Annotated in this window: 18 protein-coding genes; 6 read left to right on the top strand and 12 right to left on the bottom strand. The window is 73.9% G+C overall.

Features of this window, described 5'->3' with window-relative positions; genetic code table 11:
- Window positions 1-113: 113 nt before the first annotated feature.
- Window positions 114-1850 carry a DUF2398 family protein gene (locus tag ACZ55U_RS27150; RefSeq protein ID WP_465529938.1) on the bottom strand — a complete coding sequence of 579 codons (1737 nt, stop codon included), beginning with the start codon at window positions 1848-1850 and terminating at the stop codon, window positions 114-116.
- A gap of 447 nt (window positions 1851-2297) precedes the next feature.
- On the opposite strand from ACZ55U_RS27150, the gene ACZ55U_RS27155 reads away from it, so the two are divergent.
- Window positions 2298-3011, top strand: a complete 714-nt coding sequence (locus ACZ55U_RS27155) for a lysoplasmalogenase (protein ID WP_465529940.1) — start codon at window positions 2298-2300, stop codon at window positions 3009-3011.
- A gap of 76 nt (window positions 3012-3087) precedes the next feature.
- Here ACZ55U_RS27155 and ACZ55U_RS27160 read toward each other — a convergent pair whose 3' ends face one another.
- The 7 genes from ACZ55U_RS27160 to ACZ55U_RS27190 form a co-directional block, all read right to left on the bottom strand.
- On the bottom strand, window positions 3088-3735 hold the full coding sequence (locus ACZ55U_RS27160; protein WP_465529942.1) for a hypothetical protein: 648 nt from the start codon (window positions 3733-3735) through the stop codon (window positions 3088-3090).
- A gap of 159 nt (window positions 3736-3894) precedes the next feature.
- Entirely contained in the window at window positions 3895-4749 is an 855-nt protein-coding gene (locus ACZ55U_RS27165) for an exodeoxyribonuclease III (RefSeq protein WP_465529944.1), read from the bottom strand.
- 75 nt (window positions 4750-4824) lie between these two features.
- The gene (gene ggt / locus ACZ55U_RS27170) at window positions 4825-6624 is read right to left on the bottom strand and encodes a gamma-glutamyltransferase (protein ID WP_465529946.1); all 1800 of its coding nucleotides are present in this window, start codon (window positions 6622-6624) and stop codon (window positions 4825-4827) included.
- 275 nt (window positions 6625-6899) lie between these two features.
- A complete protein-coding gene (locus tag ACZ55U_RS27175; RefSeq protein ID WP_465529948.1) occupies window positions 6900-8006 on the bottom strand; it encodes an ROK family glucokinase in 1107 nt (368 codons plus the stop codon).
- On the bottom strand, window positions 8003-8929 hold the full coding sequence (locus ACZ55U_RS27180; RefSeq protein ID WP_465529950.1) for an ATP-binding cassette domain-containing protein: 927 nt from the start codon (window positions 8927-8929) through the stop codon (window positions 8003-8005). The genes ACZ55U_RS27175 and ACZ55U_RS27180 overlap by 4 nt, the downstream gene beginning before the upstream one ends.
- On the bottom strand, window positions 8926-9972 hold the full coding sequence (locus tag ACZ55U_RS27185) for an ABC transporter permease (RefSeq protein WP_465529952.1): 1047 nt from the start codon (window positions 9970-9972) through the stop codon (window positions 8926-8928). Before ACZ55U_RS27185 ends, ACZ55U_RS27180 begins: the two co-directional genes overlap by 4 nt.
- Window positions 9969-10982 (bottom strand): substrate-binding domain-containing protein, encoded by a 1014-nt coding sequence (locus ACZ55U_RS27190; RefSeq protein ID WP_465529990.1) that lies wholly within the window; start codon window positions 10980-10982, stop codon window positions 9969-9971. The genes ACZ55U_RS27185 and ACZ55U_RS27190 overlap by 4 nt, the downstream gene beginning before the upstream one ends.
- A gap of 366 nt (window positions 10983-11348) precedes the next feature.
- Here ACZ55U_RS27190 and ACZ55U_RS27195 point away from each other — a divergent pair, with 366 nt between their 5' ends.
- Window positions 11349-12422, top strand: a complete 1074-nt coding sequence (locus tag ACZ55U_RS27195) for an alpha/beta hydrolase (protein WP_465529954.1) — start codon at window positions 11349-11351, stop codon at window positions 12420-12422.
- A gap of 217 nt (window positions 12423-12639) precedes the next feature.
- On the opposite strand, the gene ACZ55U_RS27200 is transcribed toward ACZ55U_RS27195, so the two are convergent.
- The gene (locus ACZ55U_RS27200; RefSeq protein ID WP_465529956.1) at window positions 12640-14259 is read right to left on the bottom strand and encodes a PucR family transcriptional regulator; all 1620 of its coding nucleotides are present in this window, start codon (window positions 14257-14259) and stop codon (window positions 12640-12642) included.
- A 300-nt stretch (window positions 14260-14559) separates the two neighbouring features.
- On the opposite strand from ACZ55U_RS27200, the gene ACZ55U_RS27205 reads away from it, so the two are divergent.
- The 4 genes from ACZ55U_RS27205 (at window position 14560) to ACZ55U_RS27220 (ending at window position 19764) form a co-directional block, all read left to right on the top strand.
- Window positions 14560-15447, top strand: a complete 888-nt coding sequence (locus ACZ55U_RS27205) for an FAD binding domain-containing protein (protein ID WP_465529958.1) — start codon at window positions 14560-14562, stop codon at window positions 15445-15447.
- Window positions 15444-16022 (top strand): (2Fe-2S)-binding protein, encoded by a 579-nt coding sequence (locus ACZ55U_RS27210; RefSeq protein WP_465529960.1) that lies wholly within the window; start codon window positions 15444-15446, stop codon window positions 16020-16022. Before ACZ55U_RS27205 ends, ACZ55U_RS27210 begins: the two co-directional genes overlap by 4 nt.
- A complete protein-coding gene (gene pucD, locus ACZ55U_RS27215; RefSeq protein WP_465529962.1) occupies window positions 16019-18385 on the top strand; it encodes a xanthine dehydrogenase subunit D in 2367 nt (788 codons plus the stop codon). Before ACZ55U_RS27210 ends, pucD begins: the two co-directional genes overlap by 4 nt.
- Before the next feature lie 179 nt (window positions 18386-18564).
- Window positions 18565-19764: an XdhC family protein gene (locus ACZ55U_RS27220; protein ID WP_465529964.1), complete on the top strand. Its 1200-nt coding sequence runs from the start codon at window positions 18565-18567 to the stop codon at window positions 19762-19764.
- A gap of 30 nt (window positions 19765-19794) precedes the next feature.
- Here the strand turns inward: ACZ55U_RS27220 and ACZ55U_RS27225 are convergent, their stop codons facing one another.
- The 3 genes from ACZ55U_RS27225 to ACZ55U_RS27235 form a co-directional block, all read right to left on the bottom strand.
- Window positions 19795-20415, bottom strand: a complete 621-nt coding sequence (locus ACZ55U_RS27225; protein ID WP_465529966.1) for a LysE family translocator — start codon at window positions 20413-20415, stop codon at window positions 19795-19797.
- Window positions 20416-20486: 71 nt separating this feature from the next.
- A complete protein-coding gene (locus tag ACZ55U_RS27230) occupies window positions 20487-20903 on the bottom strand; it encodes a PIN domain-containing protein (RefSeq protein ID WP_465529968.1) in 417 nt (138 codons plus the stop codon).
- Complete coding sequence (locus tag ACZ55U_RS27235) at window positions 20896-21093, bottom strand: type II toxin-antitoxin system VapB family antitoxin (protein ID WP_465529970.1); 198 nt, start codon at window positions 21091-21093, stop codon at window positions 20896-20898. Before ACZ55U_RS27235 ends, ACZ55U_RS27230 begins: the two co-directional genes overlap by 8 nt.
- Between the last annotated feature and the right edge of the window lie 94 nt (window positions 21094-21187).

The raw sequence follows: 21187 nt of genomic DNA on the forward strand, positions 1-21187 counted from the left end.
GCGGCCGGGGACGGGACCGACGGACCCGGTTCGGCCTTCGCCCGGGCGCGCACTCGACGCGTGGGCGCCCCCTTGCCACGCCCCCTTGCCACGCCCCCTTGTCACGTCCCCCGCTACGCCCGCTGCTGCGGTCGCTGGGCGGCCGGGGACGGGACCAGCGGATCGGGGCGGGAGTGGCGGCCGGTGCCCGGGGCGGGTTGGAGGTCGGGGGCCGGGGCATAGCGGGCGGCCGGGGGGCGCAGGCGCCAGGCCGGGGGCCGGGTGGGGTGGGGCGTGGGGGCGATCAGCGCGAGGCGGTGGAGCAGGTCGAGGGCGTCGCGACGCAGGGCGGTGCGGTCCGAGAGGTAGCGGGCCGGGAGCCCGTACTCGTCCGCGATGTCGCCGAGGACGCCGTCTATCAGCGCGTCCGGGATCGGGACGTCGCCGGTGACCTTCTCGCCGGGCAGCGGGCGGACCTCCTCGACCAGCCGCTCGACCAGCAGCAGGGCGGCCTGGGCGAGGGTGCCGGCGCCGGGGAGGGCGAGGTCGGTGAGTTCGGCGGCCGGGTCGAGCAGGGCGACGCCCTCGGCCCGCAGTTCGGCCTCCAGGCCGAGGAACTCGGCGAGTGCCGCCGGACCGCTGAGCCGGTGCTCGTGCAGCCAGACGCGGCGGTCCTCGGGGAGGTCGGCCGCGAGCACGGCGGGCGTCTCGGCGAGCAGGCGTCGGACGGCGGTGGCCGGCTCGGCCTCGGAGGCGCGGCGGATCAGGTCGTCGGCGTCGTCCGCGAGGGCGGGCGGGCCGGCCGGGACGGCGCGGGCGAGTTCGCGGTCGACGGTCAGGACGAAGGAGTCGTCGATGTCGGCCGGCATCGCACCGAGCACCTGCCAGTCGGCCAGCGCGGCCAGCGCCATCGCGAGGTCGGCCGGTTCGGCGGCGACTTCGGGGGCGGCGGCGTGCATCGCGTCGAGCAGCCGCCGGTAACCCAGCTCCTCCGGGGCGTCGACCAACAGGGCCAGTGCGAGGGCGAGTTGGGCGTATCCGGCCGGGGTGAACGGAGCGCCGGTGACGGGGTGCCGCAGGCGGCGGCCGGCGCCGGGACCGAGGCCGGCCTTGCAGAGCCGGGCGTGCCAGGGGCCGACCACGAGGCGGTAGCCGAGCAGGGTGTCGAAGCGCTCGGTGAGCCAGTCGCGGTGACGGCGGATCAGCGGGAAACCGTCGGCGTGCGGGCCGGAGGCGGTGACCAGCGGATGGGCCAGCAGCAGCCGGGCGGCGATCCGCCGTTCAGCGGCCGGCAGCTCCTCCCCGCCGCGGTCCTGCGACGGCACGGCCGGCGGCGCCACCCGGACCGGCTCGGGCCTGCGGTGGCGACCCGGCCTGCCCGGCTTGGCTCCTGACCGGACGACGGGCAGCTCGGCACCGTCCCGGCGGGCGCGGCGCAGTCCCCCCTCGGCGCGGTCCTCGCGGGCGCGCAGGGAGATGGCGGAGTGCGCGGTGGGGCCGTGCCACCAGCTCACCCCGGGGTCCGCGGCGGGCTCGGCGGCGGCGCCGAGGTGGCGGGCGGGGTAGAGACCGAAGGACGCGGTGCAGAGGTCGTCGGCGTCGCCGGGGCCGGCCTCGGCGAACCAGTGGGCCAGCCGCAGCAATCCGGGGTCGGGCGAGAGCGTCACGTCGGCGTCGGCGGCCGGACCGTCCGGCACCCGCGGGCCGTCAGCGCCGCCCTCCGCGGCCGTCCCAGGCGCCCTGTCAGCGGAACCGGCTCCGCGTACGGCGAGGACGGCGTCGGCGGTTCCCCGTCCTGCCCCGCCCGTACGTCCGTCCGGCCTGTCGGCGGCCACCCGGGTGGCACCGACCGCGTAGTCCTGCTGATTCATGTCGGGGTCCAGACTAGACGGTGCCCGGGCCACCCGATGGCAGCAACCGCCCTCCCGGGGAAGTCTGCGCAGGAGCCCTCGAAGCGGGCACCCGCGCTCCGCCTGCCGGCCGCCCCGTCATCCGCCGCGCTCCGCCCGGGTTACGCACCGGTAACCGACCCTTCCGCCGGGCGGCTGGGCTCCCTTAGGGTCGGTCCGGACCAGCGGACGATCGGGAGGCGCGCACCATGAGCGAGCGCAGCGAGCGAATCATCACAAGGTGCGCGTGGGCGAATGCCCGCCGAGCTGAGCGAGACAGGCACATGAGCGAGCGAATCATCAAGAGGCGCGCATGGGCGAATGCCCTCGCCGAGCTCGGCGAGGCGGGCGCATGAGCGAGCGCAGCGAGCGAATCATCAAGAGGCGCGCATGGGCGAATGCCCTCGCCGAGCTCGGCGAGGCGGGCGCATGAGCATCCGGACCACCACCCGGGCCGGGCTCGGCGCGCGGCTGCGGTCGGCCACCGGGCTGCTGGGCGGCTTCGCGGCCACCTCGGCGGCCCACCTGGGCGCGATCGTGTCCGGTGCGTCGGTGCTCCAGAACGCCACCAAGCCGGCCCTGATGCCGCTGCTGGCCGCCCACAGCGTGGCCGCGGCCAGGGCGGCGGAGCGGCAGGCGCCGAAGCTGCTGGCGCCGGCGCTGCTGCTGAGCGCGGGCGGGGACGTGCTGCTCCAGCTGAAGAACGACACCGCGTTCCTCGCCGGCATGGGCTCGTTCGCGGCGGCGCACGTCTGCTACGTGACCATGTTCGTCCGGCGCGGCGCGCTCACTGACCGGCGCCGGGCCCTGGTGGTCGCGGCCGCGTACGCGACGGCCTGGGTCACCCTGGTCGGGCAGCTCTGGCCGGACCTCGGGGACCTGCGCGTACCGGTGGCCGGCTACAGCCTGCTGCTCGCCTCGACGGCCGTCACTTCGGCCGGACTGGGTTGGCGCACCGGGCTGGGCGGGGCGCTGTTCCTGCTCTCCGACACCCTGATCGCCACCCAGCTGGCGAAGTGGCGGGAGCTGCCGGGCCATCAGTTCTGGATCATGGCGACCTACGTCCTGGCCCAGTACCTGCTGGCCGACGGCACCCTGCGGCACCAGGAGCGCGAGGAGCGGACCGGGCCGCACGGCGCCTGACGCACCGCCGCACCGCCGGTCCCGTCGGGTTCCGGCGGCGCGGCGGGCGCGCGGCGGCGCGTGAGGGCCGGGGCCTTCAGGCACCCCGCCTGCGCAGCAGCCAGAAACCGCCGATACCGCCGGCGACCAGGGCGAAGCCGCCGGCCAGCTCCGCCGGGTCGGCCGTGACCGAACCGCCGAGGCCGGTCTGTACGGAGCCGTGCGGGACGGCCTGCTGACCGCCGGCGCCGGACTGCCCGAGCGAGCCGGCCCACTCCCCCGCCGCCTGGCTCCACCCGCCGAGACCCGTGTCCGGCCCCTTGTCCATGCCTTTCTCAGCGCCCTTCTCAAGGCCTTTCTCGGAGCCCTTCTCAGGGCCGGTGGCGGCCGCGGTGGTGACGGTGACGCTGGTGGAGAAGGCACCGCCGTCCGGGCAGGTGCCGTCGACCTTGCTGTCCCCGCCGTACCGGCCGGCCAGCCTGGCGGAGCCGCTGTGCTTGCCGTCGGGGCCCAGGGTGAGGGTCGCCGGGCCGCCGTCGAAGGCGGCGGAGTGGGCGGTGATGGTCTTGGCGTCGGGTTTGTCCGACTTCTCGCAGGAGACCGTGACCGTCACGGTCTGGCCCGGTGCGGCCTTCGACGGGCTGACCGAGGCCGCGCCGTCCCTGGCGGATGCGAGGGGGGCCGTCAGGCCGGTCAGCGCCGTCGCGCCGATCAGAGCGGCGGCGGCCGTACGCGTGGGGCGCATGCCGGAACCTCCGGGATTCTCGGGCGCGGCCGGGGACTCCCATGTCCACTGGTCGATCAACCGCACCCGGTCACTCACCGAAGGTAGGCAGCCGCTCACCGCCCGGCCAGCGCTCACGGCCGTTCGGGTTACCGTCCGCCACGGTGCGTGACCCGTCGCTCAGAGGTCGAGGTCCACCACGACCGGGGCGTGGTCCGAGGTGCCCTTGCCCTTGCGGGCCTCGCGGTCCACGTAGCTGTCGGTCACGGCGTCGGCGAAGGCCTTGTTGGCGTAGGCGAGGTCGATCCGCATGCCCCGGTTCTTGGGGAAGGCCAGCTGCCGGTAGTCCCAGTAGGTGTAGGGGCGGTCGTACTTCAGCGGGCGGGGCACCACGTCCTGGAGGCCGATCTCGCCGAGGGCCGTCAGCGCGGCGCGCTCGGCGGGGGTCACGTGGGTGAGGCCCTCGAAGGCGGCGGTGTCGAAGACGTCCTCGTCGGTCGGGGCGATGTTGAAGTCCCCGAGGACGGCGAACGGGCGGGGGCCGGCGGCGTCCTCGGTGGCGGCCTCGCGCAGCGCCTCCAGCCACTCCAGCTTGTACCGGTAGTGCGCGTGGCCGACCTCGCGGCCGTTGGGCACGTAGACCGACCAGACCCGGACCGGGCCGCAGGTGGCCGCGATGGCGCGGGGCTCGACCTCGGGCAGCAGGGCGCCGTCGGCGAGGTAGCCGGGCTGGCCGGGCAGGCCGCGCTCGACGTCCTCCAGGCCGAGCCGGGAGACGATCGCGACGCCGTTCCAGCGGCCGTTGCCGTGCGCGGCCGTCTCGTAGCCGAGCTCGCGCACCGCCTCGTACGGGAAGGCGTCGGCCGCGCACTTGAGCTCCTGGAGGCAGAGCACGTCGGGCTTGGCGCTCTCCAGCCACTCCAGGAGCTTGGGCAGCCGGGCGGTGACGGAGTTGATGTTCCAGGTGGCGATGCGGACGGTCACGGCGGGCGGCCTTCCCGGTGGTTCGGTGCGGACGGGCGTACGGACGGACATGCGGACGGGGTGGACCGCCCCGCAGGAGGCGGACCCACCCCGAACATACCGTCCGGCACCGACAGGCCGGCCCGGTCAGCGTGTGGAGCGGACCACCGCGGCCGAGCCGCCGCCGCGCCGCACCGGTTCCGCGGCGGCCACCCAGCGCCCGTCCGGCAGCCGTTCCACCCCGGTGGCGGCGCCGATCTCGCCGCCGTTGACGAAGCTGTGGCCGAGGGCCTCCAGCGCGGACCGCTCGGGCAGTGCCAGGAAGGCGGGCTCGGCCTGGGTCGCGGCGGTGTTGCGCTGGCTGGCGCGCGGCGCGGCGATGGCCTGCTCCAGGCTCAGGCCCCGGTCGAGCCGCCCGAGCAGCACCTGGAGGGTGGTGGTGATGATGGTCGCGCCGCCCGGGCTGCCGGTCGCGAGCAGCGGCTCGCCGTCGCGCAGCACGACCGTCGGGGACATCGAGGAGCGCGGCCGCTTGCCCGGCCCCGGCAGGTTGGGGTCGGGGACGCCCGGGGCGAGCGGGGCGAAGTCGAAGTCGGTCAGCTCGTTGTTGAGCAGGAAGCCCCGGCCGGGGACGGTGATGCCGCTGCCGCCGGTCTGCTCGATGGTGAGGGTGTAGGAGACGATGTCGCCCCAGCGGTCGGCGACCGTCAGGTGGGTGGTGTTGGGGCCCTCGTACGGCTCGGCGACGGCCTGGCCGGTGTCGGCGCAGCGGGCCGGGTGGCGCGGGTCGCCGGGGGCGAGCGGGCTGGTGAGCGCGTGGTCCGGGCTGATCAGGCAGGCCCGGGAGGCGGCGTAGCGCTCGGACAGCAGCTGCTTGGTGGGGACGTCACTGAAGGCCGGGTCGCCGACCCAGCGGTTGCGGTCGGCGAAGGAGATCCGGGAGGCCTCCAGGAAGTGGTGGTAGTACTGGGTGCCGCTGTACGCGGAGACGTCGCCGCCGTCCTCCAGGATGTTGAGCGCCTCGCCGACGGTGGTGCCGCCGGAGCTGGAGGGGGCCATCGCGTAGATGTCGTACGCGCCGTGGGAGACGTGGGTGGGCGCCTGGTCGCGGACCCGGTAGGCGGCGAGGTCGGTGGTGTCGACCTTGCCGGGCCGGGCGGTGCGGCCGGAGGCCGGGTCGACCGGCGGGTGCTGCACGGTGTCGGCGATGTCCCGGGCCAACTCGCCCTGGTAGAAGGCCTTCACGCCGTCCTTGGCGAGCAGCCGGTAGGTGGCGGCGAGGTCGGGGTTGCGCAGCACGCTGCCGACCTCGGGGGGCTTGCCGTTCGGCAGGTAGAGCCGGGCGGTGGCCGGGAAGTCCTTGAACCGGGCGTAGTTGTCCGCGGTCTGGTTGCGGAAGGTGTCGTCCACGACGAAGCCCTGGTCGGCGATCCGCTCGGCCGGTTCGAGGCTCTGGGCGAGCGAGCGGGTGCCCCACCGGCGCAGCGCGGCGTCCCAGGTGGCGGGGGTGCCGGGGACTCCGACGGACAGGCCGCTGGTGACGGCGTCGGCGAAGGCCAGCGGCTTGCCGTTCTCCAGGAACAGGCCGGTGTCGGCGGTGCGGCCGGCCGTCTCGCGACCGTCGATGGTGTGCACCCGGCCGGTCGCGTGGTCGTAGTAGACGAAGTACCCGCCGCCGCCGATGCCGGAGGAGTACGGCTCGGTGACCCCGAGGGCCGCGGCGGCGGCGACGGCCGCGTCCACCGCGTTGCCGCCGTTGCGCAGGACCTCGATCCCGGCGGCGGTGGCGTCGGCGTCGACGGTGGCCACCGCCCCGCCCCAGCCCACCGCCTCCGGCACCTTGGGCGGCGGGGCCGCGTCGCCGGCGGCCGCGGCCGGTCCGACGCTGGAGCAGACCAGCGCGGTGGCGAGCATCAGCGGTGGTGCGAGACGGGTCAGAGCCCTCATCCGAGTCCTCCTGAGTCGGCGTCAACTCAGTTGTTCCACAAGCGTGGATGATCCGACAACCACACCGCGCCGCTACCAATGGGTAGTTGACGGGCCGAAGGAGACGGAAGTGAGGGGAGGGAGGGCCCGGCGGCGGGTGCCCGCCGGGAAGAGGAACAGCCGACAGCTGACAGATTTCAGCGAACAGATAACGAAATCTGTTCGCTGAAATCTGTTTGCTGAAAGTTGTCAGCTGTCGGCTGTCGGCTGTTCACCCCCGGTGGAGCGCGGCGCCCCTACAGCGAGCTGCGCTCCACCCGCCGCCGCTTGATGGTGCGGAAGCGCCGCGCCACCTGGCGGGCGAGGTCGGCCGCGCCGACCAGGCCCGCCTCGTTGCCGAGCGCCGCGTGCACGATGCTGGCCTCGGGGCGGAAGCCGCGCCCGGTGAGGGTGCGGCGGAAGGTGTCCCGGGCCGGGGCGAGCAGCAGGTCGCCGGCCTCGGAGACCCCGCCGCCGATCACGAAGCGGCCCGGGTCCAGCGCGGCGGCCAGGTTGGCGATGCCGACGCCGAGCCAGGTGCCGACCTCGTAGAGCAGCTCGGTGGCGGTCGGGTCGCCGTCCTGGGCGGCCTCGGTGACCAGCGGTCCGGTGATGCCCTCGACCGTGCCACCCGCCCGGGCCAGCAGCGGCTGCACCACCGGGGACTCCTCGGCTACCAGCTCGCGCGCGTCGCGCACCAGCGCGTTGCCGGAGGAGTACTGCTCCCAGCAGCCGCGGTTGCCGCACGGGCAGCGGTGGCCGCCGGGCAGCACCTGCATGTGCCCGAACTCGCCCGCCAGGCCGTACTTCCCCCGGTCCACGTAGCCGTCCCGGACCACCGCGCCGCCGATGCCGGTGCCCAGCGTGAGCATCACCATGTGGTCCTCGCCGCGCCCGGCGCCGAAGCGCCACTCGGCCCAGGCGGCCGCGTTGGCGTCGTTCTCCACGATCACCGGGAAGCGCAGCCGTTCGCTGAGCGCCTCCTGGAGCGGCTCGTTGCGCCAGTTGAGGTGCGGGGCGAACAGCACCCGGGAGCGGTCCGCGTCCACCCAGCCGGCCGCGCCGATGCCGACGGCGTGGACGTCGTGCCGGTCGGCGAGCTGGAGCACCAGCTCGACGATGACGTCCTCGACCACCTTGGGGCTCTTGCTCTTGTGCGGGGTGTCGGTGCGCAGCTTCTCCAGCACCTTGCCCTCGCCGTCCACCACCCCGGCGACCACCTTGGTGCCGCCGATGTCCACGCCGATGGTGGGCAGCCGCAGTATCCCCGCGGGCAGGGCGCGGCGGCGGCGCTCGGCACGCGGGCCGAGGCCGAGCAGCGTGGGCAGGACGGGCGGGCGGGTGCTGCCTTGGGAGCCGGTCACGGTCGCGGACGCTCCTCACGGAAATCGGAATCGCTGGAATCGGGATCAGGATCGGGACCGCGGTCGCCGGGACCGCGGTCGCCGGGCTGGGAGCCGAGGACGTCGGGAGGGCCGGGCCGGGCCAGCTCGTGCGAGAGCTCGGCGAGGTCGGAGCCGCCCGCCATCTCGGTGGTGAGCTGTTCCAGACCGATCTCGGCACGCGGGTGGCTGCCCGCCATCCGCCCCCGCTTGAGCAGGGTGAAGTGGTCGCCGACCAGGTAGGCGTGGTGCGGGTTGTGGGTGATCAGCACGACCCCGAGCCCGGCGTCGCGGGCGGCGGTGACGTACTTGAGCACCACGCCGGACTGCTTGACGCCGAGCGCGGCGGTGGGCTCGTCCAGGATCAGCACCTTGGCGCCGAAGTGCACCGCGCGGGCGATCGCCACGCACTGGCGCTGCCCGCCGGAGAGGGTGCCGATCGGCCGGTCGACGTCGTGCAGGTCGATGCCCATCCTGGCGAGCGCCTCGCGGGTGGTGGCGCGCATGCCGTCGGCGTCCAGCCGCAGACCGCCCCAGCGGCGCATGCCCTGCTCGGAACCGAGGAAGAAGTTGCGCCAGACCGGCATCAGCGGGACGACCGCGAGGTCCTGGTAGACGGTGGCGATGCCGCGGTCCAGGGCCTGGCGCGGGGAGTCGAGGCGGACCTCCTCGCCGGCCACCGTGTAGCGGCCCTCGTCGTGCTGGTGCAGCCCCGCGATGATCTTGATCAGGGTGGACTTGCCCGCCCCGTTGTCGCCGAGCACACAGCTGATCTCGCCGGCCCGCAGGGTCAGCGAGACGTCCTGCAACGCCCGGACGGTGCCGTAGCTCTTGCCGACGCCGTCCAGGGACAGCAGCTCGCTCCCCGCGGAGGCCGTCGGGAGCGTCGAAAGGTCCGTGCTCATCGCGGCCCCCGTTCGGCCCGGCGCTTGACGTAGGCGTTCAGCAGCGCGGCCAGCAGCAGCATCGCGCCGAGGAAGAACTTGAACCAGTCCGGGTTCCACTGGGCGTAGATGATCCCCTTGCTGGCCATGCCGAAGATCAGCGCGCCGAGCGCCGAGCCGACCACCGAGCCGTAGCCGCCGGTGATCAGGCAGCCGCCGATGACCGCGGCGACGATGTAGATCAGCTCGTTGCCGACGCCCTCGCCGGACTGCACGGTGTCGAAGGAGAACAGCAGGTGCTGGCCCAGCACCCAGGCGCCGAAGCCGACGCCCAGGTAGAGCACGGTCTTGGTCCGGGCGACCGGCACCCCGACCGCGCGGGCCGCGTCCGCGTCGCCGCCGACGGCGAAGATCCAGTTGCCGAAGCGGGTGCGCAGCAGCACCCAGCTGCCGACCAGCAGCAGGCCCAGCCACCACCAGACGGTGGCCTTGATCGCCAGCCCGCCGACGGTCACCTCGGAGGCGAACAGCCAGCGGCAGGAGGCGAAGCCCTGCATGTCGGCGATCGACTTGGTGGAGACGGTGCCGGAGATCGCCTTGGTGACGCCCAGGTTGGCACCGGTCAGCATCAGGAAGGTGCCGAGCGTGACGATGAAGCTGGGCAGCTTGGTGCGGCCCAGCATCCAGCCGTTGAACCAGCCGATGGCCAGCGTGGTCGCCAGCGAGACCAGCACGCCGACCCAGGTCACCGCGGTGAACTGGTACGAGACCATCGAGGAGGTCAGCGCGGCGGTGGTGACCAGCACGCCGGCCGAGAGGTCGAACTCGCCGCCGATCATCAGCAGCGAGACCGGCACCGCCATGATCCCGATGGTGGAGGCCGCGTACAGCACGGTGCCCAGCGAGGAGACCCGCAGGAAGGGTTCGGCGACGACGGCGAACACCAGGAAGACGGCGACGGCGGCGATCAGCGAGCCCAGCTCGGGGCGGGCGAGCAGCCGCCGCAGCGCCGCCGGGCGCCCGCCCCCGAGGCCGTCGTGGGCGAGGAGGTCGGGGGTGCTCACCTGGTCCCCCTCGCGACGTACTCGGCGAGCGCGTCGGCGTCGTCCTTGGTGAGGATCTGCGGGCCGGTCTCGACGGGCCGGCCGCCGCCGAGCATGTTCAGGTTGTACTTGTACAGCCAGATCAGGTCGACGCCGGTGTAGCCCTGGAGGTAGGGCTGCTGGTCGACGGCGAAGCCGACGCTGCCGGACTTGAGCCCGGCCACCACCTGGGTGCCCAGGTCGAAGGTGTCCAGCTCGACGTTGCGGTGGGCGTCCTGGACGGCCTGGAGGCCGGTGGCGGCCATCGGGCCGGAGAGGGTGAGCACGGTGTCGATGGCCGGGTCGGCCTGGAGCTTGGCGGAGATCGCGGCGCGGGCGTCGGGCATGTCCACGCCGTTGACGTAGAGCACCTGGAAGGCGCCGCCGGACTTGGTCTGGGCGCCGGAGCAGCGCTGCTCCTGGCCGACGTTGCCCTGCTCGTGGATCACGCAGAGCACGTTCTTGCGGCCGCGCGAGGCCAGCTCGGCGCCGGCCGCCTGGCCGGCGGTGGCCTCGTCCTGGCCGACGTGGGTGAGCGCGCCGAACTTCTGCGAGTACTCCTGGCCGGAGTTGATGGTGATCACGGGGATGCCGGCGGCCTTGGCCTTGCCGAGGACGTCGGCCATGGCGTCGCCCTTGGCGAGGGTGACCAGCAGGCCGTCGACCTTCTGGTCGATGGCGGCCTGGACGAGCTGGACCTGGTTCTGGGTCTGCGCGTCGTTGGAGTACAGGAAGGTGATGTTGTCCTTGGCGGCGGCCTGCTCGGCGCCCTTGCGAACAGTGTCCCAGAAGGCGTCGCCGGCGCCGGCGTGGGTCACCATGGCGACCTTCCAGCGCGGGGTGGTGACGGCGCTGCCGCCGGTGGCCGCGGCCTTGGCGCGGGCCTCCTCGGCGCGTCTTCCTCCGGTACTGCTGCAACCGGCCGCGGTGACCGCTACGGCCAGGACGGCGCAGACGGGCCAGAAGCGGCGGGACGGGCGAAAGCGGGTGATGCTCATCCCCATAGTCTCCCTGCCCGGGCCGTGCGGGCTCGCACCGCCTCGCCCGGCGGCGCGAACGGCCTGGGAGGTAAGGTGCCCCGGGGGACCCTTCCTGGTAGTTCGCTGGACATCTGGTCCGGACCTCGCGCGTCCGGGTGGCAGACTAGGCGCCGCTCCGAAGGAGGTTCATCACGAGAACGTGATGTTCCTCTCAGGTTCCGCACAGATTCGGACGGCAACCGATCATCGGTTCACCACGTCTGATGCCATTGACGTGCGTTCGGGCGAGTGGGCCCCGGGCGACGTGCGACCCGATAACGAGAATCGATGGAACTGACAGGTACGCCATTCTTCCTCCTCACCGTCATCCTTGTGCCGGTGTCCATCACGGTGGCGCTGCTGTTCTGGGGGAGGGTCGGCGGCCCGCAGCCGGTGCGGTACCTCACCCGGATCGTCATGATCATGTTCTGCCAGGTCACGGCCGTCCTGATGGTCTTCGTGATGGTCAACAACGCCAACCTGATCTACGGCAACTGGGACGACCTGCTCGGCACCGGTGACCACGTCCGCGCGGTCCCCGTGGTGGCGCCGGTCGACCCGGCCGCCACCCCGGGCCAGAGCGCCGACGCCACCAAGGAGCCGCCGAAGGTCAAGCAGAGCTTCGGCGGTGTGAACGACCCGCTCGTCCCCAACGACGTGCTGAAGACCGAGCTCAAGGGCCAGGTGTCCGGGGTCGACGGCGAGGTGCTGGTCTGGCTGCCGCCGCAGTACAACGACCCGGCGTTCAAGGACAAGAAGTTCCCCGTGGTCGAGCTGATCCCGGGCTTCCCGGGCTCCTCCTCCACCTGGTACGGCACCCTCAAGGTCTCCGACCAGCTCAAGCCGCTGATGCAGCAGGGCAAGGTCGCCCCGTTCATCCTGGTCTCGCCCCGCACGAAGCTGCTGAACCAGGACGCGGGCTGCACCGACGTCCCCGGCAAGGTCAACGCCGACGCCTGGGTCAGCCGCGACGTCCCGCAGATGGTGCTGGACAACTTCCGCGCCGACCCCTCCCCGGACCGCTGGGCGATCGCCGGGTACTCGGCCGGCGCGCACTGCGCGGCCAAGCTGTCGCTGGCCCACCCCAACCGCTACCGGGCCGCCATCGCGATGTCCGGTTACAACGACCCGGCCCAGGAGCCGGACTCGCTGGTCGGCAAGGACCCGAAGCTGCGCGAGGCCAACAACCCCGTGAACATCCTGAAGACCGCCCAGCAGCCGCCGAAGGTGGCCCTGCTGATCAGCGGCTCCAAGGGCGACGGCTACGAGGACGGCGAGGCGATCCGCGCCGCGGCCAAGGCCCCGACCACCGTCCAGGTGGAGGAGGGCACCGGCCCGCACACCACCGAGCAGTGGAAGAAGATGGTCCCGGGCGCCTTCCAGTGGCTGACCTCGGTCATCCCGGCGCAGTAGTCGGCACGCCGTAGCGAACCGTACGGAAGGGCCCGCCGCGAAGCTTTCGCGGCGGGCCCTTCCGCGTCGCGCTCGCCGCTGGCGTCGCGGGCGCTGCGGAGTCGGTCGTGGCGGGGTCGGTGGCAGCGGGGACCGGTCGTGGTCGGGGCCGGTCGTGGTGGGGGTCGGGCTTGATCCGGGCCGGGCTTGATCGGGGCTGGGCGGCGGCGGCCCGCCCTCAGGCCAGCTCCAGCGCCAGGTAGAAGTCCACCCGGTCCTCCAGGCGAGAGAGGTCGCGCCCGGTCAGCTCCTCGATCCGCCCGATCCGGTACCGCAGGGTGTTCACGTGGACGTGCAGCTGCGCCGCGCAGCGGGTCCAGGAGCCGTCCGAGCGCAGGAAGGCCTCCAGGGTGCGGACCAGGTCCGCCTGGTGCTCCAGGTCGTACGCGATCACCTTGTCCAGCAGCCGGCCGCGGAAGGCGCGGCGCACCTCGTCGGGGACGGCGGCCAGCAGCAGTACGTGCGAGGCGAGTTCCTCGGGGCCCGCGACGCAGACCCGGCCGATCCGGGAGGCGGCGATCCGCCCGGCGTGCCGGGCCTCCTCCAGGGCGCCGCGCAGCCCCCCGGCCCCGGCGGCGGGGGCGGAGACGCCGAGGGTGATCCGGCCCTCGGGGCCGAGCCCGGCCTCCAGCGGGGCGAGCAGGTCGCGCAGGGCATCGGCGGGCACCGGGCCGTCCGGAGCGGGCAGCACCACCACGGCGCCGGTGCCCGTCCCGGCGACCAGGGCTCGGTCGGTGGTGCCCCCGAGCGCCTCCTCCAGGACGGCGCGTACGGTGCCCTCCGGCAGGCCGGTGCCCTCGGCGCTGAGCACCAGCCAGGGGCCCTGCTCCGCCGGGGAGCCGGACTCGGGGGCCTCGTAGCCGGCGGCCATCGCCGAGGAGGCATACAGGGTGCGGCCGATCTCGGCCGGGTCGGCGTCGCGGCGCAGCAGGGCGAGCACCTCGTCGGCGAGGCGGCGGCGCAGCCTGCGGCCCTCGTCACGGCGGTAGCGTTCGGCGGCGACCAGCCGGGCCAGGTTCTCGGCGAGCTGCCGGCGCTTGGCGGTCCACTCGGTGACGTCGCCGGCCACCACGAGCATCCAGTCCGCCAGCAGCGAACCGGCCTGCGGGGCGTCCTGCGCGGTGTCCTGCCCACCGGAGGCCGGGGCGGGCAGCAGCGAGAAGGCGCCGGCGGCCAGCCGGACCCGGTGCGGGGGGCGGCGACGCTGGCGCTGGGCGGCGAGGTGGGCGCGCACCAGCTGGTCGCGGTCCTGGGCGCAGAGCCCGTCGGCGGGGCCGGCGATCACCCCGCCGGTCGGGGTGAGCACCCAGCAGTCCAGGTCGAGGTCGCCGCCGAGCAGGTCCAGCACGGCGTCCAGTCCCCCGGCACCGGCCGCCGAGACCAGCAGGCGGTGCCGGTCGACCAGGGCGGACAGGTCGGCGGCGCGGTCCGCCGAGACCTGGCGGCCGATGAACTCGGTGACGGTGCCGAAGGCGATGTCGTCGGGGACGGCGAGCAGCGGCATCCGGTGCCGGCGGCAGGCCTCCACCAGGTCCTCGGGCACCGGGCCGACCTCGGCCTCGCCGGCCGCCAGGGCCACCGCGCCGCCGGCCGCCAGGGTGCGCACGAAGCGCTCGGAGTCGGCCGGGACGGTGCGCCAGAGCATGCCGGTGAGCACCAGTTCGCCGCCGTGCAGGTAGCGGCCCGGGTCCTGGAGGTCCGTCGTCATCACGCCGCTGATCTGCCGGTCCAGCTCTTCCTCGGCCGCGAGCAGGCGCAGTCGCGGGGCGCCGGGGGCGAGCAGGTCACGGACGCGCATCCGCGGACTCCTTAACGGGGCTTGGGGGGGAAGGGGGGCGAAGGGGTAACGATAGGGCCTGGCCGAAGCGGAGTGTGCCCGGGCCGTGGCCCGCGCACCACGGCCGGATTACGGTCGTAGGTGGCACCCGGCGGACACCTGGGCTGCGGGACTCCCCTCCTTAGAGGAACGTACAGGATGCCGGGCGGGCTCACCGCCGGGGCTTCATGCCATCGGTGACTGCCGCCGGGCCCGCTCACGGCGGTTCACTGGCGACACGCCGCCCCGTCCCGGGCGGCGACGACGTGAGGAGGCACCCGCATGGAGTTCCTTCGGCCCGCCACCTGGGAGGAGGCACTCGCGGCGAAGGCCGAGCACCCGACCGCGCTGCCCATCGCGGGTGGCACGGACGTCATGGTCGAGCTGAACTTCGACGTGCGCCGGCCGTCCGCGCTCCTCGACCTGAACCGGGTCGCCGAGCTCGCCGAGTGGTCGGACGACGGCGGTGTCGTGCGGCTCGGCGCCGCCGTCCCGTACGCCCGGATCATCGCGGAGCTGTCCGGCCGGCTGCCCGGGCTGGCGCTGGCCTCCCGGACCGTCGGCTCGCCGCAGATCCGCAACCGCGGCACCGTCGGCGGCAACCTCGGCGCGGCCTCCCCGGCCGGCGACGCCCACCCCGCGCTGCTGGCGGCCGGGCGGGACGTCCTCGTGGAGGCGGCCTCGGTGCGCGGCACCCGGCTGATCCCGATCGACGACTTCTACGTCGGGGTGAAGCGCAACCTCCTGGCGGACGACGAGCTGATCCGCTCTGTGCGCGTCCCGGTGGCGGACGGGCCCCAGCAGTTCTCCAAGATCGGCACCCGCAACGCCATGGTGATCGCGGTCTGCGCGTTCGGCCTCGCCCTGCACCCGGGCAGCGCCACCGTCGGGACCGGGATCGGCTCGGCCGCGCCCACGCCGCGCCGCGCCACCGCGGCCGAGGAGTACCTCCAGGGCGTGCTCGGCGGGCGCGGCCTGTGGGAGTCCGGCGAGCCGCTGGAGGCCGAGGTGGTGCGGCGCTTCGGCGAACTGGTGAAGGACGCGGCCTCGCCGATCGACGACGTCCGGGGCACCGCCGACTACCGCCGGCACGCGCTCGCCGTCATGGCCCGCCGCACCCTCACCTGGACCTGGAACGACTACCGCGAGCAGATCAGGAGCGCCGCATGAGGGTGACGTTCACCGCCAACGGCAAACCGGTCTACGCCGACGACGTGTGGGAGGGCGAGAGCCTGCTGTACGTGCTGCGCGAGCGGGTCGGCCTGCCGGGCTCGAAGAACGCCTGCGAGCAGGGCGAGTGCGGCTCCTGCACGGTCTACCTGGACGGCGTGCCGGTCTGCTCCTGCCTGGTCGCGGCCGGCCAGGCGCAGGGCCGCGAGGTGCGCACGGTCGAGGGCCTGGGCGGGCGGGACGGCGAACTCGGCCTGGTCCAGCGGGCCTTCGTCGACGCCGGCGCCGTCCAGTGCGGCTTCTGCACACCCGGCCTGCTGGTGCAGACCGACGCGCTGCTGGCGGACGACCCGCGGCCGAGCGACGAGGACATCCGCGAGGCGCTCTCCGGCAACCTGTGCCGCTGCACCGGCTACGAGAAGATCATGGACGCGGTGCGGCTGGCCTCGGCCCGCAAGTGCGCGGGGGCGGAACCGGGAGCAGGGGCCGGGGCGGAAACGGAGACGGGGACGGGGACGGGGAGCGAGACCGAGACCGGGACTGGGACTGGGGCCGGGAAGGGGGCCGGGGAATGAACGCGCGGACCATCCAGGGGCAGAAGAACCTCCAGAAGCTCAACCAGGCCGCCAAGGACGGCATCGGCGGCTCGCCGCTGCGCCCGGACGGCCACCTGAAGGTCCGCGGCGAGTTCGCCTACTCCTCCGACCTGTGGCACGAGGACATGCTCTGGGGCACGGCCCTGCGCTCGCCGCACCCCCGGGCGAACATCCTCTCGGTGGACGTCTCCGAGGCGCTCAAGCTGCCCGGGGTGCACGCGGTGCTGACGCACGAGGACATCCCCGGCACGAAGTACTACGGCCTGGAGGTCCAGGACCAGCCGGCCCTGGCCGTCGACAAGGTCCGCTACCACGGGGAGCCCGTCGCGCTGGTCGCCGCCGACCACCCCGAGACGGCCCGCCGCGCGGTGGAGCGGATCGCGGTCGAGTACGAGGTGCTCACCCCGATCGTCACCGAGGAGCAGTGCCTCGACCCCCTGACGTACGGCTACGTGCACGAGCCGCACGAGTACAAGTCCCACGCCCACGGCAACATCTGCCACGAGCAGCGGCTGGTGGCCGGCCTCGGGGTGACCGACGAGGTGCGGGCGATGGCCGACGTCATCGTCAGCGGCGACTACGAGGTCGGCATGCAGGACCAGGCCTTCCTCGGCCCGGAGTCCGGCCTCGCGGTGCCCGCCGAGGACGGCGGCGTCGACCTCTACATCGCCACCCAGTGGCTGCACGCCGACCGCCGGCAGATGGCGCCGGTGCTCGGTCTGCCGGAGGAGAAGGTCCGGCTCACCCTGGCGGGCGTCGGCGGCGCGTTCGGCGGCCGCGAGGACCTGTCGATGCAGATCCACGCCTGTCTGCTGGCCCTGCGCACCGGAAGGCCTGTCAAGATCGTCTACTCCCGGGACGAGTCGTTCTTCGGCCACGTCCACCGCCACCCGGCGCGGATGCACTACGAGCACGGCGCCACCCGGGACGGCAAGCTCGTCTTCTCCGACTGCCGGATCGTGCTGGACGGCGGCGCGTACGCCTCCACCTCCCCCGCCGTGGTCGGCAACGCAGCCTCGCTCGGGAACGGCCCGTACGTGGTCCCGAACGTGCGGATGCACGCCCTGGCGCTCTACAGCAACAACCCGTCCTGCGGCGCGATGCGCGGCTTCGGCGCGGTGCAGGCGGCGTTCGGCTACGAGTCGCAGATGGACAAGCTGGCCGCCGAACTGGGCGTGGACCCGGTGGAGTTGAGGCAGCTCAACGCGATGTCCCAGGGCGACCGCATGCCCACCGGGCAGCAGGTCGACGCACCCGCGCCGGTGGCCGAACTGCTGCGCCGGGCCAAGGAGATGCCGCTGCCGCCGCCGCTGGACACCGGGCGCCCGGACCCGCGCCGGCTGCCCGGCGGGCTGTCCAACACCTCGCACGGCGAGGGGATCGTCCGCGGCGTCGGCTACTCGGTCGGCATCAAGAACGTCGGCTTCTCCGAGGGCTTCGACGACTACTCCACCGCGCGGGTGCGGCTGGAGGCGATCGGCGGCGAGCCGGTCGCGCTGGTGCACACCGCGGCGGCCGAGGTCGGCCAGGGCGGCGTCACCGTGCACGCCCAGATCGCCCGCACCGAACTGGGCGTCGAGCAGGTCACCATCCACCCGGCCGACACCGGGGTGGGGTCGGCCGGGTCGACCTCCGCCTCGCGCCAGACGTACATGACCGGCGGCGCGGTGAAGGTGGCCGCCGAGGCGGTGCGCCGCGAACTGCTCGACCGGGGTCGCCGGCGCTACGGCTGGACCCACGACGACCTGGCGCTGGCCGACGGCAAGGTGGTGTCGAGGAGCGCCGGCGTGCTCGCACCCGTCGTGGACCTGCTCGGCGACGAGGCCGTCGAGGCCACCCGCGAGTACCGCCACCGGCCCACCCAGCCGTTCGACAGGGAGACCGGCCAGGGCTTCGGCCACGTCCAGTACAGCTTCTGCGCCAACCGCGCGGTGGTGGACGTGGACGTCGAGCTGGGCCTGGTCAAGGTGGTCGAGCTCAGCGCCGTCCAGGACGTCGGCAGGGCACTCAACCCGCTCTCCGTGGTCGGCCAGATCCAGGGCGGCTGCGCCCAGGCGCTGGGTCTCGCGGTGATGGAGGAGATCATCGTGCGGGACGGCGAGGTGCGCAACGCCTCCTTCACCGACTACCTGATCCCCACCATCCTGGACACCCCGCCGATGCCGGTGGAACTGCTCGAACTGCCCGACCCCAACGCGCCGTACGGGCTGCGCGGGGTCGGCGAGGCGCCGACCGTTTCGGCGACGCCGTCCATCGTGGCCGCCATCCGCGCCGCCACCGGGCTGGCGCTCCACCGCATCCCGGTCCGGCCGGAGCACCTGACCACCGAACGGCCGGGCTGAGGGCGGGAAGACGCCGGGGCGGCCGGGGCCAGGCGGCGGAGGGGCGCAGGCGCCGCCGGGGCGGGCGCCACCGCCGCCGTGCGGGCTCGTTTCCCGTACGGCGGCGCTTGCCGTACGGTGCCGTTTCCCGTACTCCGGCGCCTCCCGCTACTGTCGAAACCGTGTAAGGAGCCCTCGCCATGCAGGACATCGCCGAGCAGCTGCTGGCCTGGCACGCGTCCGGGCGCTCCTTCGCCGTGGCCACCGTGGTCGGCGTCAGCGGCAGCGCGCCGCGCGACCCAGGGGCGGCGCTGGCCGTGGACGCGGACGGCGAAGCGGTCGGCAGCGTCTCCGGCGGGTGCGTCGAGGGGGCCGTCTACGAGCTGTGCCGGGCCGCGATCGCGAGCGGCCAGCCGGTGCTGGAGCGCTTCGGGTACAGCGACGAGGACGCCTTCGCGGTGGGGCTGACCTGCGGCGGCGCCCTGGACGTCCTCGTCCAGCCGGTGGTGCCGGGGGCCGACGCCGGACTGGACGCCGGGATCGCCCACATCGCGGCCGGCACACCGGTGGCCCTGATCCGGGTGATCGACGGGCCTGGCGGGCTGCTCGGCGCCACCCTGGCCGTCACCGCCTCCGGTGCCGTCGGCGCGCTCTCACCGGCACCCTCGACGGTCGGCGGGCTGGAGCGGGCGCTCGTCGCCGAGGCCCGGGCCATGCTGGAGGCCGGGCGCACCGGGCGCCTCGTGCTCGGCCTGGACGGACGCCCCTGCGACGACCGGCGGCTGGGCACCGTCGGCTGCTTCGTCGAGTCGTACGTGCCCGCGCCGCGGATGCTGGTGTTCGGGGCGATCGACTTCGCCGCCGCGGTGGTGCGGATCGGCCGGTTCCTGGGCTACCGGGTGACCGTCTGCGACGCCCGGCCGGTCTTCGCCACCGCCCGTCGCTTCCCCGAGGCCGACGAGGTGGTGGTCGACTGGCCGCACCGCTACCTGGACTCCCAGCTCGGCCGGATCGACGGGCGCACCGTGGTGTGCGTGCTCACCCACGACGCCAAGTTCGACATCCCGCTGCTGGAACGCGCGCTGCGGCTGCCGGTCGGCTACGTCGGCGCGATGGGTTCGCGCCGCACCCACCGGGAGCGGGCGGCGCGGCTGCGCGAGGCCGGACTCACCGAAGCCGAACTGGCCCGGCTGCGTTCCCCGATCGGCCTGGACCTCGGCTCCCGCACCCCCGAGGAGACGGCGGTCTCGGTCGCCGCCGAGATCATCGCCCACCGGCGCGGCGGCGGCTGCCTGCCGCTGAGCGCCTCGGACGGGCCGATCCACCACGACGGGGCGGGGGCCGGGGCCAACGGAGGCGACACGACGGACGGCCCGGCGTCCCGCACCCACGCGGCCTGAGGCCGGAGGCCGGAGCCCCGGGCCCTGGAGCTAGTCGGTCAGCGCCAGCTTCAGGCCGAAGCCCACCACGACCGTGCCGGTCACCCGGTCCATCAGCCGCCGGGCGGCCGGGCGGCGCAGCCAGCCGCGCAGCACCTGGGCGAAGCCGACCAGGACGGTCGACCAGAGCACGCCCTCGACGACGTGCACGCAGGTCAGCGCCACGCCGGCGGCGAAGTGCGGGGCGCCGGCCGGGATGAACTGCGGCAGCACGGCCACGTAGAACACCCCGACCTTGGGGTTCAGCAGGTTGGTCAGCGTGCCCCGGCGCCAGCCGTGCGCGAACCCGCCCTCCTCGGGCTCCTCCTCGGCCACCGCCCGGCCACCGCGGTCACGCAGCATCCCGATGCCCATCCACACCAGGTAGGCCGCGCCCGCCCAGCGCAGCACGTCGTACGCCACCTGCGAGGCGGTCAGCAGCGCCGTCACCCCGGCCGAGGTCAGCGTCCCCCAGATCAGCGTCCCGGTCTGGATCCCCAGGACGACCCCCCAGGCCTGGCTTCGCCGGCCCAGCGCCGAGGTGCGCAGCACCAGCGCGGTGTCGAGCCCGGGCGTGAGCGTGAGCAGCCCCACGACGAGGGCGAAGGACCACAGGGCCGTTGTCATCTCCATGGGCCTCGATGCTCTCACAGCCCCCGCAGGACCCCGCCGGGCGGCCGGGCGACGCCCATCCGGCAGAACGGTCAGTCCGCCGACCCGGGAGGCACGACCCACTCGGTCGGCTGACCGGTCACGGCGGCGATCATGTCGTAGTCGCCGTCGTAGTGGAGCACGGTGGCGCCATGGCGCTCGGCGGTGGCCGCGATGACGAGGTCCGGCACCGACAGCGCCCGCCAGCTGCCGGAGGCGGTCAGGAGGGCCTGCACCTCGATGGCCCGGTCCCACACCTCGTCGGGCGTGGGCAGCCAGTCGAAGCCGCTCAGGCCCTCCCGGATCTGCAGGGCATCGGCTTTGGACTGGGCGCTGTGCATGATCTCCAGCTCGACGGCGCCGCAGATCGCGACCAATCCTCTGCTGATCAGCGGATCAAGCACGGGCTTGACCGTCGGCTTGGAATAGCGGGCGAAGGCCGACTTGTCGATCAGGAGAAGCTCACTCACCCTCTTCCACCGGTCCGGTGAGATCGGGCAGCCCGCCCTCGGCAAGCCAGGCCATGAAAGTCTGGCGCTTGCGGCGCTTCACGAGGTCCTCAAGCGCGGCATTGACGGTCGCGACCTCGGATGTCGTGCCGAGAATCTCCGCGGCCTCGGCCAACAGCTCGTCGTTGACGTCTATCACGGTACGGGCCATGGTCAACCTCCCGAAACGGGGTGGGGCCTGCGATGTCAAGGACAAGCGTAGACAACACCCCGGACCCCGATGGCCCGGTCGGGCGGTGTTCACC

Source organism: Kitasatospora sp. NPDC034533 (assembly GCF_055575155.1).